Here is a 16,921-nt window from a genome sequence, read left to right on the forward strand (position 1 = left end):
CGACCGCCAAAAGGCGGCCGGCCGTTTTCGCATTGGAGCCCCATGGACGCCGACACCCGCCTGAAACGCCTGCGCTTCCGCGCTTGGCACCGCGGCACCCGCGAGGCCGATTACATGATCGGCGGCTATTTCGACGCGCACCACGCCCGCTGGACCGCCGCCGAACTCGAGTGGTTCGAGGCGCTGCTGGAAGAGCAGGATGTGGACATCATCGGCTGGGCGATGGGCTCGATCCCGGTGCCGCCCGCCTGGGACGGACCGATGATGGAGCGGATGCGCTCGCTTGATTTCGTGAAGATCACCTGACCTGGACTCCCCTCCCTGGAAGGGAGGGGCTGGGGGTGGGTGGAGGCCTGGCGATACGGCTCAGTCTTCCCCTGGCTCTCAGTACGCCGCCAAGACGCGACCCACCCCCGACCCCTCCCTTCCAGGGAGGGGGGAGTTCAAATGCCCGCCCTCACCTCGATCCTCTCCGCCGCCGCCCCCCTCACCCTTTCGGGCGTCCCAACCGGCTTCCTCCCCGCACTGCTCGGCGACCTCGCGCGCGCCGCCAGGACGCGCGCGGTGTTCATCGCGCCCGACGAGGCGGCGATGCGCGCGATCAGCCAGACCGCGGCGTTCTTCGCGCCCGACCTGGAGATCATCGAGTTCCCCGCCTGGGACTGCCTGCCCTATGACCGCGCCTCGCCGACACTGAGGATCATGGCGGAGCGGGTCGGCGCCCTCCATCGCCTCCAGCAGAAGGCAAAGGGGCCGCAGCTCGTCCTCACTACCGCCAACGCCGCTACCCAACGCACGCTGACCCCGTTCCGCATCCGCCAACTGGTCGCCAACCTGAAGCCCGGCGAGCGGATCGGCCGCGACAAGCTCTCCGCCCTGCTCACCGCCAACGGCTATGTCCGCACCGACACGGTCCACGACCAGGGCGAATATGCGGTGCGCGGCGGGATCGTCGACCTGTTCCCGAGCGGCGAGGAGCAGGCGCTGCGCCTCGACTTCTTCGGCGACGAGATCGAGACGGTGCGCACCTTCGATCCTGGCGACCAACGAACCACCGGCCGGATCGACGGCTTCGTCCTGCTGCCCGCCTCCGAGGCGCTGCTCGACGAGGAGAGCGTCAAGCGCTTCCGCGCGCGCTATCGGGAGACGTTCGGCGCCACCGCCACCGGGGACCCGCTCTACCAGGCGGTCAGCGAAGGGCGCCGCCTGGCCGGCATGGAGCATTGGCTGCCGCTCTTCGAGGACAAGCTCGCCACCCTGTTCGACCATCTCGGCGATTCGGTGGCGGTGCGCGACCATGGGGTACGCGCCGCGGGCGAGGCGCGGTTCGAGGCGGTCGCGGATTATTACGAGAACAGGAAGCGCGCCGAGGCCGCCCAGCCGGGAAGCTATCGCGCCTTGCCCGCCAAGACGCTCTACCTCGCGCCAAAGGAATGGGACGCCGAGCTGGAGGCAGCCGCCTGCCACACCACCACGCCGTTCCACGAGCCTCAATCGAACACCGTGTTCGACTTCGAGGTGGATGGCGCGCGCGACTTCGCGCCCGAGCGCGCCGGCGGCAGCAACGTCTATGAGGCGGTGGTCGCGCACCTCTCGGCGCTGCGCAAGGAAGGGCGCAAGCCGATCCTCGCCAGCTATTCGAACGGCGCACGCGAGCGGCTGACGAGCCTGCTCAAGGACCATGGCCTCACCGGCGCCAAGTTCGTCGATACCTGGCAGGAGGCGCAGGGGGTCGGCGAGACGCAGGTCGCGCTAATGGTGCTGCCGCTCGACAACGGCTTCACCACCCCGGCGCTGGCGGTGCTGACCGAACAGGACATGCTGGGTGACCGGCTGGTCCGCCGCAAGAAGCGCCGCAAGTCCGCCGACGCCTTCCTGGCCGAGCTGTCGACGCTCTCGCCCGGCGACCTCGTCGTCCACACCGATCACGGCATCGGCAAGTATGAGGGGCTGACCCAGGTACCCGTCGCCAACGCGCCGCACGATTGCGTCGCGCTGGAATATGCCGGCGGATCGAAGCTGTACGTGCCGGTCGAGAACCTGGAGGTGCTCTCCCGCTACGGCTCCAGCGAGGAAGGCGCCACGCTCGACCGGCTCGGCGGCGAGGCGTGGCAGCGGCGCAAATCGCAGATGAAGGAGCGCATCCGCGAGATCGCGGGCGAGCTGATCGCCACCGCGGCCGAGCGCGCGCTCCGCCCCGGCGAGGTCGCAGAGCCCGACGGCAGCGGCTATTCCACCTTCGTCGATCGCTTCCCCTATGAGGAAACCGACGACCAGGATCGCGCGATCGAGGACGTGCTGGGCGATCTCGGCGCGGGGCGGCCGATGGATCGGCTGATCGTCGGCGACGTCGGCTTCGGCAAGACTGAGGTGGCGCTGCGCGCCGCCTTCGTCGCGGCGATGGCGGGGATGCAGGTGGCGGTGGTCTGCCCGACCACTCTGCTCGCGCGCCAGCACCATATGAACTTCCGCCAGCGCTTCGAGGGCTTCCCGATCGAGATCGGCCGCCTCTCGCGCCTGGTACCCGCGTCTGAGGCCAAGAAGGTGAAGGAAGGGCTGGCGGACGGCACCATCGACGTGGTGGTCGGCACGCATGCGTTGCTCGCCAAGGGGATCACCTTCAAGCGGCTCGGCCTCGTCATCGTCGACGAGGAGCAGCGCTTCGGCGTCACCCACAAGGAGAAGCTCAAGGCGCTCAAGGCCGAGGTCCACCTGCTGACCCTCACCGCCACGCCGATCCCGCGCACGCTGCAGATGGCGATGAGCGGGCTGCGCGAACTGTCCGTCATCCAGACACCGCCGGTCGATCGTCTGGCGGTGCGCACCTATGTGATGCCGTGGGACCCGGTGGTATTGCGCGAGGCACTGCTGCGCGAACATTATCGCGGCGGCCAGAGCTTCCTGGTCACCCCGCGCATCGCCGACCTGCCCGAGATCGAGGAGTTCCTGCGCGAGGCGGTGCCCGAGGTCCGCTACGTCGTCGCGCACGGGCAGATGTCGGCGAGCGAGGTCGAGGAGCGGATGAGCGCCTTCTACGACAGGAAATATGAGGTGCTGGTCTCCACCACCATCATCGAGAGCGGCATCGACATCCCCTCCGCCAACACGATGATCGTCAACCGCGCCGATCGCTTCGGGCTCGCCCAGCTCTATCAGCTGCGCGGCCGCGTCGGCCGGTCGAAGACGCGCGCCTATGCCTATATGGTCACCCCGCCCGAGCGGATGCTGAGCGAGGCGGCGGAGAAGCGCCTCAAGGTGCTGTCCGATCTCGACTCGCTCGGCGCCGGCTTCCAGCTCGCCAGCCACGATCTCGACATTCGCGGCGCGGGCAACCTGCTGGGCGACGAACAGTCCGGCCACATCAAGGAGGTCGGCTACGAGCTCTACCAGTCGATGCTGGAGGAGGCGATCATGGACGCCAAGGCGGGCGGCCTCGCCAAGCGGCGCGAGGACTTCTCGCCGCAGATCACCGTCGATGCGCCGATCCTGATCCCGGAGGAATATGTGCCGGACCTCGACCTGCGCATGGGCCTCTACCGCCGCCTCAACGAGCTGGAGGCGAAGCAGGACCTGGAGGCGTTCGCCGCGGAGATGATCGATCGGTTCGGGCCGCTGCCCGAGGCGACCGACAATCTGGTCAAGGTCATCGAGATCAAGCTAAACGCGAAGACCGCCTGCATCGCCAAGATGGACATCGGGCCGAAGGGCGCGCTGGTCACCTTCCACGACGACAATCCGCCCAACGTGCCGGGGCTGATGGCCTATGTCGAGAAGCTGGGCGGGATCGCCAAGCTGCGGCCTGATTCGAAGCTGGCGCTGACGCGCAACTGGGCAGATCCGGCGGCGCGGCTGCACGGTGCGCTGCAACTGTCGAAGGGGCTGGCTAAGGCTGCGGGGTGATTGCTGCCCTTCTCCCATCAAGAGAGAGGGCCTATCACCCGACCAATTTCGCCAGTCGCTCTCCATCCACCGGCTCCGAACACAGGAACCCCTGGTACAGATCGCCGCCCTCCGCGGCGAGCAGCGCGCGCTCGGCCTCCGTCTCCACGCCTTCCGCGATCGTCTCCATGCCGAGCGAGCGCGCGATCGCGATCACGCCGCGGACGATCACCCGGTCGCGCTCGGAGCCGGCGATGTCGCGGGTCAAACTGCGGTCGATCTTGAGATAGTCGATCGGCAGCGCCTTGAGGTAGGCGAGGCTGGAATAGCCGGTGCCGAAATCGTCGATGGCGATGCGACAGCCCGCGCCGCGCAGCCGTGCCAGCACCGCGCCGGCGCGGTCGAGGTCGTCGATCAGCCCGGTCTCCACGATCTCCGCCGTCACCCGACCGCGTGCAACGCCGCTTGCATCGATTCGCGCCAGGAACGCCTCCGCGAAACCGGGCCGCGCGAGGTCGGCCGCGGTGACATTGACCGACACCCGCAGCCGCGCCAGCGCCGCCGGCCAGTCAGCCACCTCCGCCAGCGCGCGGCGCTGAATGTGTTCGGAAACGGCGTTGCCGAGATCGGCACGCTCGGCTGCGGCGAACAGGTCGTCCGCGCCCAGCCCGCCCAGCACCGGATGGTCCCAGCGCGCCAGCGCCTCCACCCCCAGGATCGCGCCCGAGCCGAGCGCGACCTGCGGCTGGTAGCGAATAGCGATCTCGCTGCGTTCGATCGCACGATGCAGATCGGCGGCAAGCGCGTCGAGCTTACCGTCGTTCGCCGCCGGGCCGCTCGGCTGACCAAGGGTCCGGCGTGCGCGCGACAGCAGCACCGGCAGATCGTCGCCCGGTGCCGCCCGGGCAGTGCCGATCCGCGTTCCCAGGCTTGCCGCCGTGCCGGCGGCGTCGAAGGGGAGCGCCAAAGCACGGTCCAGCGCGGCGATCGCATCGGGCGCCACCCCTCCATCGGTGAGCAGCACGAACTCGGTGCCGGCGCGGCGCAACATCGCCCCGGCGCCGAGGGCCTGCCGGGCCCAGCCTTCGATCCGCGCCGCGGCTGCCGCCATCAGCGCGTCTCCGGTGGCGCGCCCGTAAGCGGCGTTGACGAACTCGAACCGGGTCAGCACGACCACAATCGCTGATACCGGCTCCGTTCGCTCCGCCAGCCAGTCGGCCAGTACGCCGTCCTCGCGCCGCACCGGATCGCGCCGCTCAGGCCTGACCCACCCGTCCGCGCGCACGAAGCGCTCCGCGAAAGCAAGCGCCGCGGCGACGTCGGCCGGGCCAAAGTCCGCGGCCAGCCAGTGCGTCGCTCCGGCGGCATGCGCCTGCCAAGCCGCCGCGCTGCCGGTCAGCGTCGAAACGGCGATCACCGCCTGCGCGATCGCCTCGATCGGGCCGTCGGCCAGATCGACGATCGCGATCACCGCGCGTGCGTCCACTGTCCAGCCCGCCGCATCCACCAACGCCGCGATCGTTCCCCCGCGGCACCCACTATGGATCGCCACGCGGCGGTTGAAGCTTTCGTCCATCGGCGCGGGTCTAGATGGCCGCTGCCAGTAATCAACTGCGTGCGGACCCAAACGCAGCGCCCACCGTTCCGCATCGGGATGACTCCTCCCGATCCGGGCGCGCGCTTGCACCCCGCCGTAGCAACGCCTAGCTTCAGCGGGGTGAGATCCGATCCTCTTATCGACGCGCATGGGCGTCAGATCCGCTATCTGCGGATCTCCGTCACCGATCGGTGTGACCTGCGCTGCCGCTATTGCATGGCAGAGCAGATGACCTTCCTGCCGCGCAGCGCTCTGCTGGCGCTGGAGGAGATCGCCATCATCGCGGAGCGGTTCATCGCCCGCGGCGTCCGCAAGATCCGGTTGTCGGGAGGCGAGCCGCTGGTCCGGCGTGATATCGGCGAGTTGGTCCGCCGGCTCGGCGGCCATGTCGGCACCGGACTCGACGAACTGACCATGACCACCAACGGTACGCGCCTCGCGCAGCACGCCGTGGCGCTGCGTGAAGCCGGCATTCGCCGCGTCAACGTCAGCCTCGACAGCCGTAATGCCGAGACGTTTCGCTACATCACCCGGCACGGAAACGTGGCCGAGGTGCTGGACGGCATTGCCGCCGCCGCCGCCGTGGGACTTCGCGTCAAGATTAACATGGTGGCGCTCGCCGGGCTCAACGAGGAAGAGATCGCGCCGATGCTCGATTGGTGCGTCGCCGAGGGACATGACCTGACGCTGATCGAGACCATGCCGCTCGGCGCCGTCGACGAGGATCGCGCCGACCGCTTCGTGCCGCTCACCCGCTTGTTCGAGGACCTGTCCGCCCGCTTCGCGCTGTCGCGCGATCCGCACGGTACCGGCGGCCCCGCGCGCTACTGGCAGGTGGACGACAGCGGCACGCGTCTGGGTTTGATCTCACCGCTCACCGCGAACTTCTGCGATGGCTGCAACCGTGTCCGCCTCACCACCGAGGGCAAGCTGTACATGTGCCTCGGTCATGACGACCAGGTCGATCTCAAGGCCGCGCTGCGCGACGGCGGCGTCGACGCGCTCGATGCCGCCATCGACGGTGCGCTCGCGATCAAGCCGGCGCGCCACGACTTTAGCATCTCGCGCGGCGCGGCACCCGCGGTGGCGCGGCACATGAGCGTGACCGGCGGATGAACAGCTACCCGCGGCGCGCGCTGGTCGCGTCGCCGACCGAGCAGGCGCAGGCCGCGCGACAGGTGCTTGCCGACGCTTGGGACTGGTGCGACCCATCAGAGGCGGACGTGGTGATCGCGCTGGGCGGCGACGGGTTTCTTCTCCAGACGCTGCACACGATGCTCGGACGCCACCATCCCGCCGTGCCGGTGTTCGGGATGAACCTGGGAACGGTCGGCTTCCTGATGAACGAATGGCGACCGTTCGGGCTTGACGAGCGACTGTCGAGTGCGCGCAGCTTCAAGGTCAATCCGCTTGCGATGATCGCCACCGGCATCGACGGCCGCCTGCACCACCACCCTGCAATCAACGAGGTATCGCTGCTGCGCGAGACGCGGCAGACCGCCAAGATCGAGGTCAGCGTCAACGAACGGGTGGTGCTGGAGGAGCTCGCCTGCGACGGCATCCTCGCCGCCACGCCCGCAGGCTCCACTGCCTACAACCTGTCCGCGCAGGGCCCGATCCTGCCGCTCGGCGCCTCAATGATCGCCCTCACCCCGATCAGCCCATTCAGGCCGCGACGCTGGCGGGGGGCGATCCTGCCGGACAAGGCAAGGATCGCGCTGCGGGTACTCGACCCAAGCAAGCGCCCCGTCTCGGCGGTGGCGGACCAGCACGAGGTCCGCGATGTGGCTCGCGTCGAGATCGCGATCGATCGCACCCGCGAGCTGACGCTCTTGTTCGATCCCGAGCACGCGCTGGACGACCGGATCACGATGGAACAGTTCGCCTCCTGAAACGCGTCACAGCGGCATACGCGCGCATGCTTTCAGGGGGGTTGAAACACGCAACGGCGGCTGTATAGGACGCCGCTCCGGTGACGGTCCCTGATAGCTCAGCGGTAGAGCTCTCGACTGTTAATCGAGCGGCCGTAGGTTCGAATCCTACTCAGGGAGCCACCGGATCCTCTCGCGACGCCCGCGTTGGCGCGCGCCTTGCAATCAGGCCAAGCCGCGACGTTGTGCGCAGCGATCAGGCGCTCAGGCGCGCCTTCTCGTGATAACTGGCGAGGGCCTGACTCAGGAACGACCAGAAATACTCACCGGCCGTCTTCTCGAAGCTGTCGCGATAGTGGGTGCTGTCAAGAAGCGCGGCTTGCTGATCGTGCTGGACCAGCATGTCCTTGGTCGAGAATTTCGGAATGCCGTGCTTGTGCCCGACCTCCGAAAGCAGTTCGGACAGGCGCTCGCGCGCGGGCAGCGGATTCCCATCCTTGTCCAGCGCATGAATGTGGTCGCAGATCGTGACGGGTGCCTGAACCTCCGCACCGATGGCGCGCAGATTGCCCACGATATCGGCTTCCGATTCTTGGGCGAGCTTTATGTCGCGAAGGGGGTGCCCTGCCGGCCAGGGCACACCCCGTTTGGACGTGGATGCGCGATTGTCGAGTCCGAGTGCGTCCGCCGCAGTCCAAACCTTCGGCACGTGGACGAACTCACCCGCGACGGTGGCGACCTTCAGGGCGGAAATCTCGACCAGAACCAGATCGATGTCGCGAACGGAACCGGGTCGCGCGAGCGACGGCGATTCCTCCCGGTCAGGCACATCGACGAACGGACGCAAACGCTCGTCCAGCTTCAGGGATCCCCGGATCAGGCGCACATATTGCAGTCCTTCCCCGGAAGAGTGGGTGAACCACGGCTCCTCCTTGTTCGCGAAGTCGATCACGCCAAGCTTGTGCAGGGATCGCAGCGGACGTGCGATCCGGCAGCTGCCGACGGCGAGAATGCGGGGTTTGGTGGCCATACCAGGGAAGTAGCGACGCGGCGTTTGCGTGGCTAGGCCGGGCGAACCGGTCCGTTGGCGGGCCGTGCCCGCCCTGCCCGGCCGCGCCTTTATGGCATGCCCGATGCTTCCAGCCAGGCCGCGACAAGGCGGTCGGCCTTATCGGTCAGTTCCACGAGGTGACGACGTCGGTCAACGGGATCGGGTCGGCGTTGTACCAGGCCGTCGTCACACAGTAGCTTGATCCAGCGAAGGCCAGTGGTCGCGGGCACCCGGCCAGCAATGCACGCTCCACTGATCGTCACCTGGGTCCGGGTCCGCCGCGCCACGAACAGGTCGATGAGCATATATGCCCCGGCGCTGCACAGGTGCCCGGGGAACAATGACTGCCCGAGGTCCACCTGGCGTAGTACCCGGCGGGCCACCGACACCAGGTCAGGCGACCCGTTAGCCACCCCGGCGCCCCCCGGTCGCGTGCCCGCGACGTGACCCGTCCCGACGCGGTCCGTCGCCGCCGCGCCGGTCACGGTCGCGCCTCCAGTCGATCAGCACTCCCAGCAGCAGCACGCCCATCTTGGGCAGCGACCAGACCACCTCCAGGATGAAGTACACCCGGAAGGCCAGGGCGGGCGCAAGCATGGCGCTGAAATGCGCGCACACCGTCAGCACATGCAGGCCCGCAAGCCAGATCGGCCAGTATCGGCGACTGCGTAGCGCCACGACGTACAAACCGAGGAGCAACACCGTGTCTATGGCGAATACCAGATAGTTCGGGCTGGCCCAGCGCCAGTCGACGTAACTGGCGCCGGTTGTTGAGACATATGCGGTTACGTACAGGAGCGCGGTCCATCGGCCGGCGGTTCCTCCAAGTAATGCTGCGGTGCCGCACGCGACGGCGACCAGCGTGGCGAACAGAAAGGGAGAGGCCGAAACCAGCCACATCGGACGGTCTCAGCCGCCGCGATCAGGCGACCACCGGTTCCTGAACCGGGGCCTGAGCGCAAACGGCGGCGCCGCCGGCGTGCGCGTCGCTGTTGATGGGACAAGTCGCCGCGCAGCCCTCCAGGACCGGCTGAGCCCCGAACGACGGCGCCATGGCGCGAAGCAGCTTCAGGGTATCGCCGACAGCCCAGCGTGCATCCAGCATCTTGGTGGACGTTGCGTGCAGCGCGGCAAACACCCGGTGGGTATCGCTGAAGGCGGCATTGGCATCGCGCGCTGCGGTGACGACCGAGACGAACAGCCGCTGGTTGGCCAGCAGGGAATCATCATGGCTGCGGATCAGATCCTTAACTTCGTCGGAGATCATCGCAGCGGCAGGTATCGGGACGTGCGGCATTCCGTGCTCCTCCAACGCTCCGCGTCTAGGACGTCACCCACAGCAGGCCCGCGCCCGTCACTGCCAGGGCGACGACGAAACTCAGGCTCACCGCGGCGACCCGAACGATCGCGAGCGTCTTCTCGATCCAATTGAGATCATGTTCAGGTCCGCTGATCGGCGGCACCGAGAACAGCCACCGAACTCCGGCGACGGACCGAGCAAGCCGTGTCCGGACAATCCCGCCAACCCCCGACGATCTGGATTGAGAAGTCGATCCAGAACATTCCGCCGCTCTTGTCTCCGCCTCGAGAAACATCCGTGCCGCCTCCTGCCGCGAGGCGGCACCGAGAAGCCGGCTGGCCCGCGACAGATAGGTGTCGACAGTTCCCGGCGAGAGGTCGAGCTCGCGCCCGATCGCCTTCGAAGCGCTCATGCCGCGAGCCACCAGCCGCAGGCATTCGATCTGGATCGGCGTGAGTTCGGTAAGGTCGGCAGCCACTTGGTCCCTCCGAAACGGAGCATACCGAACCCCGCCGCAGAGTCGATGACGCCACTTTCCCGATTCGGTCCGCTGGCTTCCTCAAATGGGTTATGCGACCATCGGAAACGTGGATCGCTGCGCGAGATTGCTCCGGATCGGAGTTCAACCTAGGTGATGTCCCAACTCGGTCGCGGGAACCTTGGCAATGGCGGAACAGCTTCAAGATGCATTGCGCCTGATGCAGGAGGCGATGGTGCTGCTGGATGCGGCGGGCGAGGACGTGGTGGCCGCGCACCTCGATCTCGCCGTCCAGCGGCTGATCGAGATCGTGGGTCACGATTCCGCACGTCGCATGCGTTGACCCGGCGCCGTTACCGGTCCATTCTGAACCGGTTCGCGCACCCCCCCAACCCCGTGTGCGAACGCGGGGCCTTCCCAAGCTCCGGCGACGCGCGGGCGTATCATCCTCCCCCGGATCATCGTCCGCGCGTCGCTACCGGTCGCCGACGGCGCGACACGGTTCGTCCCACGGCCATATCAAATCCGTTTCGATAGCGTTACGGCCCGGTCCACGGGAGACCATGCATGCGTACCTTCGTTCTACTGCTCGGCACCGGCCTGGCCCTGGCGGGCTGCACCACCCGCGGCGAGCTTCGCGCCGACCGCCGCGATGTCCGGATTCAATCCGCCCAATGTCAGAATGCCAAGGCGTACCGGGGCAAGCGCGCGCAGCGCGTCCAGTGCGCCCAGGCCCGCGATGCGCGTCGCGAGTTGAAGCAGGATCTGCGCAACCCGGACTGAGCCGGCAAAGTCGCCGCCGCAGGGACCCCTTTCGTTCATCCTGCGTTCGCGTAAGATGAGCTAGGGTGGCGATCATCCGCCATCCCCGGCGGACCGGAGTTTCTTCGATGTTGTTCAACGGCTTCCGTCGCGGTCCGCTTCTGGCCGCGATCGCGTCCGGCGCGCTCGTGCTCAGCGGCTGCGCCACCGAGACCCCGTATCGGCCAGCCACGGGCAAGGGTTTCTACCGCACCGGCTATACCGACCGGCAGGTCGAGGCGAACCGCTTCCTCGTCACGTTTGCCGGCAACACCGTGACCGAGCGCGACACCGTGGAACGCTATCTGCTCTACCGCGCAGCGCAACTGACCGTGGAGAACGGCTACGACCATTTCGTCATGGTCCAGCGGGATACCGACCGCCAGGCACGCACCTATTCGACGACACCGTCCTTCGGCCCCTATGGCGGCTGGGGCGGGTATTGGGGCCCGTCCTGGGGATTCTATGGCCGCGGATTCGGCTGGCGGCGGTTCGGCGGCGGGTTCGGTTGGGGCGGATGGGGCGGTTACGGCTTCAACGACTTCGATGTGCGGACCGTGGATCGCTATGAGGCATCCGCCGAGATCGTGATGCGCAAGGGTGCCCCCGGGCCGGAGGACGTCCGCGCCTTCAACGCGCGCGAGGTGATCGAGCGGATCGGGCCGACGGTGGTGCTGCCCAAGGATCAGCCGCGCTCCTCGTGAGGTACCGGGCCCCCTGGTCCCGCCTTCCGGCGGGATGAGGGGCCGGCGAGCGCATCGTCCCGTATCCGGCCCGGCCTGTCTCCCGACACGCCGGGAACGGCTCCGGCGCTGCTAGACGTCCGCGGCGACAGGCTGGGACGTTCGACATGCGGCACGCGCTCTACCAAGTTGCCTCGGTTCTCCTCGGCAGCCTCCTGGTGGCCGGCTGCGGCAACGCAGAGGCTCCGAAGAAGTTGGCAAAACCGTCGCGCACAACGGAGGCGCAGCCACCTGTTCCCGCCGTCGCCACTACGCCGCTGATCCGCGCCATCGAGCTTGCCGGCAACATCCGCCTAGATTCGACCGAGCGCTTGCAGATCGCCCGCTCCGAACGCACGCTGGCCGCCGAGGACAAGGCGCAGCTCGAAGCCCTGCTGGCCCGATACGATCGCGAGAGCCCGATGTGGCGCGCCGCCGCCCGCCACGTCGTGCGCCAGCAGCTGCACTTCAACCGCGCGGAGTTGAAGGACCCGACGCCGACCGCGCTGCTCGACCGGCGCGACCCGATCCTCGTCGAGGACACAAAGCGGAAGGAAGTCGTCACCCAAGCCGACATCCGTGCGATCGACGCGTCCAACCGGATCATGGCGAAGCTCGCCGGCATCAGCGTGCCGCCGCTGATCGAGGGACCCCGCGACCTCGCGCAGCTCAAGACCAATTATGCCACCTCCAGCGTGGAGCGCATCCTGCTGACCCAGGCGGATATGCGCCACGCCATGGTGGCGGATGGCTGGCCCAAATTGCCCGCTAACCGAAAGGCGATCTTGATGAAGGCCATCCGCCAGCATGTCCGCACGACGAAGGACGTGCATGGCGGCGCCCGCGAGCTGGAGGCCTTTTTCCTGGAGGCCGAGCGGAGGCGCCGCAATCCGCCGCCGGCACGCGGACTATCGGCGGGGGACCGGGCCGCGATCGCGCGGTTGCGCCAGAGCATCTGGCGCGGCCATCAGGCGACGCTGATCGCGGTGCGCGGCCACGGCATCCTCCAGGCCATGAACACCGCGGACTATATCGCTCCCTGAGCGGCCCCTCGCGTCATACTGCGCCGTGGCAATGCTTGTACTTGCGCCCCGATCCGCACGGGCATGGCGCATTGCGGCTGACCACGCCTTTCCAGCTTTCCGGATCGCTGCCCACTTCCGCGCCGGTCGGCTGGGCGATCTGCATTGGCGGCAGCTGGGTCTGGATCAGCCCGAGCGCACCCGCGTCGAGATCGCGGGTATTGTCCTCGCCGGTGAACGGATCGAAGTGGCTGGTGATGAAGTCCGGCAGTTCGGGCAGGTCCGGCACCGGCTGGAACTGAAAATGCGCCTGCGCGATCGTGCGGGTCACGTCCTCGCGGATGTTGTCCAGCATGCGCTGGAACAGACTGAACGCCTCCTGCTTGTATTCGTTGATCGGCGTCTTCTGGGCATAGGCACGCAGGTGGACGACCTGGCGGAGCGCGTCGAGCGTCGACAGATGCTCCTTCCAGTGGTGGTCCAGGTTCTGGAGCAGGATCGACTTCTCGATCTGGGTCCAAGTCTCCGGCTCCAGCTCCGCCGCCTTGCCCGCGATCAGCGCATCGGCCTCGGCCTGGACGCGCTCGGCGACCATCTCGGGGTCGATCGCGTCTTCCTTGAGCCAGTCATCGACCGGTAGAACGATGTTGAGCACCTCGGCGATACGCAGCTTCATCCCCTCCACGTCCCATTGTTCGGGATAGGAATTGGGCGGGCACGCCTCGCCAACGATGGCGTTGACCGTCTCGGCGCGCATGTCGGTGACGACGTCGCCCACCGTCTCGGCGTCCATGATGTCCGCGCGCTGCTCGTAGATTACCTTGCGCTGGTCGTTCATCACGTCGTCATATTCGACCACCTGCTTGCGGATGTCGTAGTTGCGCGCCTCGACCTTCTTCTGCGCGGTCTCGATCGCCTTGGTCAGCCACTTGCTGCCGATCGCCTCGCCGTCCTCGATGTTGTTGCGCATCATCTTGGCGAACAGGGTGTCCGGGCCGAAGATGCGTAGCAGGTCGTCGTCGAGGCTGAGATAGAAGCGGCTGAGCCCCGGATCGCCCTGACGGCCCGATCGGCCGCGCAGCTGGTTGTCGATGCGCCGGCTCTCGTGGCGTTCGGTGCCGAGCACGAACAGTCCGCCCGCCTCCAGCACCTTCTGCTTCTCCGCCGCGATCTCGCGCTTGATCTCCTCGATTGCGGCGTCGCGCTCGGGCCCCTCGGGCATGCCGGCGAGTTCATCGTCGGTGCGGAATTCGAGGTTGCCGCCCAGCTGGATATCGGTCCCGCGGCCCGCCATGTTGGTCGCGATCGTCACCGCCCCCAGCCGGCCCGCCTGCGCGACGATGTGCGCCTCCATCTCGTGATGGCGCGCGTTGAGCACCGAATGATCGACGCCCTCCTGGCGGAGGAACTCGCTCAGCAGCTCGCTCTTCTCGATCGAGACGGTGCCGACCAGCACCGGCTGGCCGGTCTCGGCATGTTCGCGGATCCGCTTGGCGATCGCGCGGAATTTGTCCTGCGTGTTCTTGTAGAATTCGTCCTCCTCATCCACGCGCTGCACCGGCAGGTTGGTGGGGATGGTGACGACGTTCATCTTGTAGATGTCGTAGAACTCGGCCGCCTCGGTCGCCGCGGTGCCGGTCATGCCTGCCAGCTTGGGGTACATGCGGAAATAGTTCTGGAAGGTGATCGAGGCCATGGTCTGGTTCTCGGGCTCGATGTTGACGCCCTCCTTGGCCTCGACCGCTTGGTGCAGGCCGTCCGACCAGCGCCGGCCGTCCATCATGCGCCCGGTGAACTCGTCGATGATGATGACCTTGCCATCCTTGACGATGTAATCGGTGTCACGCTTGAACATGATGTTCGCGCGCATCGCCTGGTTCAGGTGATGGACGATCTGCGTGTTCTCGAAATCGTAGAGGTTGGCGCCGACCAGCAGCCCCGCGTCCTCCAGCATCCGCTCGACCTTTTCGGTGCCGTCCTCGGTCAGCACCACGGTCTTCTGCTTCTCGTCCTTCTCATAGTCATCGGGCGAGAGCTGCTTCACCACCGCATCGACGCCGATATATTGCTCGGACTTGTCGTCGGTCGGGCCGGAGATGATCAGCGGCGTACGCGCCTCGTCGATCAACACCGAATCGACCTCGTCGACGATCGCCATCGCGAAGGCGCGCTGCACCATCGACTGGCGGTCGTACTTCATGTTGTCGCGCAGGTAATCGAAGCCGAACTCGTTGTTGGTGCCGTAGGTGATGTCGGCGGCATAGGCCTCGCGACGCTGCTCGTCGGTCAGGTTAGGCACGATCACGCCGACGGTCAGGCCAAGGAAGCGATACACCTGCCCCATCCAACCCGCGTCGCGTGCGGCGAGATAATCGTTGACGGTGATAACGTGGACGCCGGCACCGGGCAGCGCGTTGAGATAGGTCGCCAGCGTCGCCACCAGCGTCTTGCCCTCGCCGGTGCGCATCTCGGCGATCTCGCCGCGGTGGAGAACGATGCCGCCGACCATCTGCACGTCATAGTGCCGCTGGCCGAGCACGCGCCGCGCCGCCTCGCGCACGGTGGCGAACGCCTCGGGCAGCAGGCTGTCGAGCGTCTCGCCATTGGCGAGACGCTCGCGGAACAGGACGGTCTGGTTGCCGAGCGTAGCGTCGTCCATCGCCTGGAGCTGCGGCTCGAAACCGGCGATCTTGGCGAGGACGGGATTGAGCGACTTGACGTAGCGCTCGTTGGAAGAGCCGAACAGGGACTTGGCGAGATTGCCGAACATGGCGAAAAGGTCCTGATATTTGGGCGGCGCGGCACCGCAATGCAGACCGCGCGGAAATAGGGCTAAGGAGGGCCAACCCGCCTTATTCGCGCCGACGGATCAGCCAGGCGGGCGCCTTTGCGACAGTCGGCACCACTGGGGCGGACTCCTGTGCGACATCACGGATCGTAGCCGCCGCGGCAATCGGCCGCTCGGTGCGCGCCGGCGCCTGCCGCACCTGCGCGGCCTGCGCGCCGATCCCCGCCACCGCCGCCGCCGGCTCCGCCGCACGCGCATAGCCGCCCGCGCCGGTGAGCGCGGACAGCAACGCGGACAGGAGCAGCAGCAGGTTCATCGCCACCGCGACATAGGGAGGCGGTCGCGGCGCGTCCACCGTCTCGCATTTGTCGCGATCCGCGCGATAGCATGACCCCGCCGCGCGAGGGGCCGGCGAGTGGGAGGAGGCGATGCGATATCGGGATACGGAATGGGCGGACTATCTCATCGGCACGTCGGCGGACGACATCTTCTTGCTTAGGCATTTCGGCGCCTACGGCGGGACCGACCTCATCCGCGGAGGCGGCGGCTTCGATCACCTGATCGTGGACTATTCTCGGCTTCGCGACAGTTGGCGCGGAAATATCGTGGTCACCAATACGGGGGCTCTCTACGGTACGTTCGGAACGACCGCGGTAGAGTTCGAGGACATCGACCGGCTGACGTATCGCGGCTACAAGACCAGCGACCTTCTTACCGTCATCGTGTCCGGAGATATCGAGGGCAATTTCATCTTCGCGGATGCGCGCGGCGAGGAAGCGGGTCCCTATGCAGCCGATGTCCTCGTGCTCCGCTTCACCACCAATGAAAGCCATTTGGTCCGGAGCCTGGGCGAGCGCGTCTCGACGCATTTCGGCGTCTTCGTCAATTTTCGAGAGCATCAATGTCTATTTCGGCGATCGCGACGATGCCGCGGAGTGCGGCGATGGTAGAGATACGCTATACGGGGGTGCGGGATCCGATCGGCTTGATGGCGACGCCGGAGACGACTTCCTTAATGGAGGTGCAGGCGCCGACCGCCTCATCGGAGGGATGGGCGCCGATACCTTTTACTATCATTCCGAGCGCGAGAGCCGCAACGAGGCTCCCGACATCATCCATTTCGGCACCGGCGAAGGTGACAAGATCAATCTGGCGGCGATCGATGCGAACCCTCTGGTTCGGCGAGACCAAGCCTTCACGTTCATCGACCGGGCAGCGTTCTCGATCACCGCGGGCGAACTGCGGCAGTCGATCAATACGGATGGCACGATCCTCCTGAGAGGCGACATCAACGGCGACGCCCTCGCCGACCTCACCATCCTCGTCCACGCCGACGCGCCGCTGGTCGCCAGCGACTTCATCCTCTGAACGGTAACGCCGGCCGCGTCGCCGCGCGGCCGGCCGACCCGTCC

General features: G+C 67.1%; 18 protein-coding genes and 1 tRNA gene. 11 read left to right on the plus strand and 8 right to left on the minus strand.

Features of this window, described 5'->3' with window-relative positions:
* Positions 1–42 precede the first annotated feature (42 nt).
* Positions 43–306 carry a succinate dehydrogenase assembly factor 2 gene (locus tag ACFDTH_RS01180; protein ID WP_375285666.1) on the plus strand — a complete coding sequence of 88 codons (264 nt, stop codon included), beginning with the start codon at positions 43–45 and terminating at the stop codon, positions 304–306.
* Between the two features lie 141 nt (positions 307–447).
* The gene (gene mfd, locus ACFDTH_RS01185) at positions 448–3,900 is read left to right on the plus strand and encodes a transcription-repair coupling factor (RefSeq protein WP_375285667.1); all 3,453 of its coding nucleotides are present in this window, start codon (positions 448–450) and stop codon (positions 3,898–3,900) included.
* 34 nt (positions 3,901–3,934) lie between these two features.
* Here the strand turns inward: mfd and ACFDTH_RS01190 are convergent, their stop codons facing one another.
* Complete coding sequence (locus ACFDTH_RS01190; protein WP_375285668.1) at positions 3,935–5,455, minus strand: EAL domain-containing protein; 1,521 nt, start codon at positions 5,453–5,455, stop codon at positions 3,935–3,937.
* A gap of 141 nt (positions 5,456–5,596) precedes the next feature.
* Between ACFDTH_RS01190 and moaA the strand changes: the two genes are divergently transcribed.
* The 3 genes from moaA (at position 5,597) to ACFDTH_RS01205 (ending at position 7,530) form a co-directional block, all read left to right on the plus strand.
* Entirely contained in the window at positions 5,597–6,592 is a 996-nt protein-coding gene (gene moaA, locus ACFDTH_RS01195) for a GTP 3',8-cyclase MoaA (protein WP_375285669.1), read from the plus strand.
* Entirely contained in the window at positions 6,589–7,368 is a 780-nt protein-coding gene (locus ACFDTH_RS01200; protein WP_375285670.1) for an NAD kinase, read from the plus strand. The genes moaA and ACFDTH_RS01200 overlap by 4 nt, the downstream gene beginning before the upstream one ends.
* Before the next feature lie 87 nt (positions 7,369–7,455).
* Positions 7,456–7,530, plus strand: a tRNA-Asn gene (locus ACFDTH_RS01205).
* A 73-nt stretch (positions 7,531–7,603) separates the two neighbouring features.
* Here ACFDTH_RS01205 and ACFDTH_RS01210 read toward each other — a convergent pair.
* From ACFDTH_RS01210 to ACFDTH_RS01230, 5 genes are all read right to left on the minus strand, one after another.
* Complete coding sequence (locus ACFDTH_RS01210; protein WP_375285671.1) at positions 7,604–8,377, minus strand: hypothetical protein; 774 nt, start codon at positions 8,375–8,377, stop codon at positions 7,604–7,606.
* 89 nt (positions 8,378–8,466) lie between these two features.
* Entirely contained in the window at positions 8,467–8,703 is a 237-nt protein-coding gene (locus ACFDTH_RS01215; protein ID WP_375285672.1) for a winged helix DNA-binding protein, read from the minus strand.
* 100 nt (positions 8,704–8,803) lie between these two features.
* A complete protein-coding gene (locus ACFDTH_RS01220) occupies positions 8,804–9,298 on the minus strand; it encodes a hypothetical protein (RefSeq protein ID WP_375285673.1) in 495 nt (164 codons plus the stop codon).
* A 22-nt stretch (positions 9,299–9,320) separates the two neighbouring features.
* Positions 9,321–9,695, minus strand: coding sequence for a hypothetical protein (locus ACFDTH_RS01225; RefSeq protein ID WP_375285674.1), 375 nt, complete (start codon positions 9,693–9,695; stop codon positions 9,321–9,323).
* Between the two features lie 25 nt (positions 9,696–9,720).
* Positions 9,721–10,176 (minus strand): helix-turn-helix transcriptional regulator, encoded by a 456-nt coding sequence (locus tag ACFDTH_RS01230; protein ID WP_375285675.1) that lies wholly within the window; start codon positions 10,174–10,176, stop codon positions 9,721–9,723.
* A gap of 187 nt (positions 10,177–10,363) precedes the next feature.
* Between ACFDTH_RS01230 and ACFDTH_RS01235 the strand changes: the two genes are divergently transcribed.
* The 4 genes from ACFDTH_RS01235 to ACFDTH_RS01250 all read left to right on the plus strand — a co-directional run bounded on the left by ACFDTH_RS01235 (position 10,364) and on the right by ACFDTH_RS01250 (position 12,742).
* On the plus strand, positions 10,364–10,519 hold the full coding sequence (locus tag ACFDTH_RS01235; protein WP_375285676.1) for a hypothetical protein: 156 nt from the start codon (positions 10,364–10,366) through the stop codon (positions 10,517–10,519).
* A gap of 224 nt (positions 10,520–10,743) precedes the next feature.
* Positions 10,744–10,959 carry a hypothetical protein gene (locus tag ACFDTH_RS01240; protein WP_375285677.1) on the plus strand — a complete coding sequence of 72 codons (216 nt, stop codon included), beginning with the start codon at positions 10,744–10,746 and terminating at the stop codon, positions 10,957–10,959.
* Between the two features lie 107 nt (positions 10,960–11,066).
* Positions 11,067–11,681, plus strand: a complete 615-nt coding sequence (locus tag ACFDTH_RS01245) for a hypothetical protein (RefSeq protein ID WP_375285678.1) — start codon at positions 11,067–11,069, stop codon at positions 11,679–11,681.
* A 233-nt stretch (positions 11,682–11,914) separates the two neighbouring features.
* On the plus strand, positions 11,915–12,742 hold the full coding sequence (locus ACFDTH_RS01250) for a hypothetical protein (RefSeq protein WP_375285679.1): 828 nt from the start codon (positions 11,915–11,917) through the stop codon (positions 12,740–12,742).
* 13 nt (positions 12,743–12,755) lie between these two features.
* Here the strand turns inward: ACFDTH_RS01250 and secA are convergent, their stop codons facing one another.
* A complete protein-coding gene (gene secA, locus ACFDTH_RS01255; RefSeq protein WP_375285680.1) occupies positions 12,756–15,491 on the minus strand; it encodes a preprotein translocase subunit SecA in 2,736 nt (911 codons plus the stop codon).
* Positions 15,492–15,573: 82 nt separating this feature from the next.
* Complete coding sequence (locus ACFDTH_RS01260) at positions 15,574–15,864, minus strand: hypothetical protein (RefSeq protein ID WP_375285681.1); 291 nt, start codon at positions 15,862–15,864, stop codon at positions 15,574–15,576.
* A 73-nt stretch (positions 15,865–15,937) separates the two neighbouring features.
* Here ACFDTH_RS01260 and ACFDTH_RS01265 point away from each other — a divergent pair, with 73 nt between their 5' ends.
* Both ACFDTH_RS01265 and ACFDTH_RS01270 read left to right on the plus strand, forming a co-directional pair.
* Entirely contained in the window at positions 15,938–16,459 is a 522-nt protein-coding gene (locus tag ACFDTH_RS01265; RefSeq protein WP_375285682.1) for a hypothetical protein, read from the plus strand.
* Complete coding sequence (locus ACFDTH_RS01270; RefSeq protein ID WP_375285700.1) at positions 16,407–16,877, plus strand: M10 family metallopeptidase C-terminal domain-containing protein; 471 nt, start codon at positions 16,407–16,409, stop codon at positions 16,875–16,877. Before ACFDTH_RS01265 ends, ACFDTH_RS01270 begins: the two co-directional genes overlap by 53 nt.
* The last annotated feature ends 44 nt before the right edge of the window (positions 16,878–16,921 follow it).

The sequence above is a fragment of the Sphingomonas sp. genome (assembly GCF_042096255.1).
In the GTDB taxonomy this organism is placed as follows: domain Bacteria; phylum Pseudomonadota; class Alphaproteobacteria; order Sphingomonadales; family Sphingomonadaceae; genus Sphingomonas.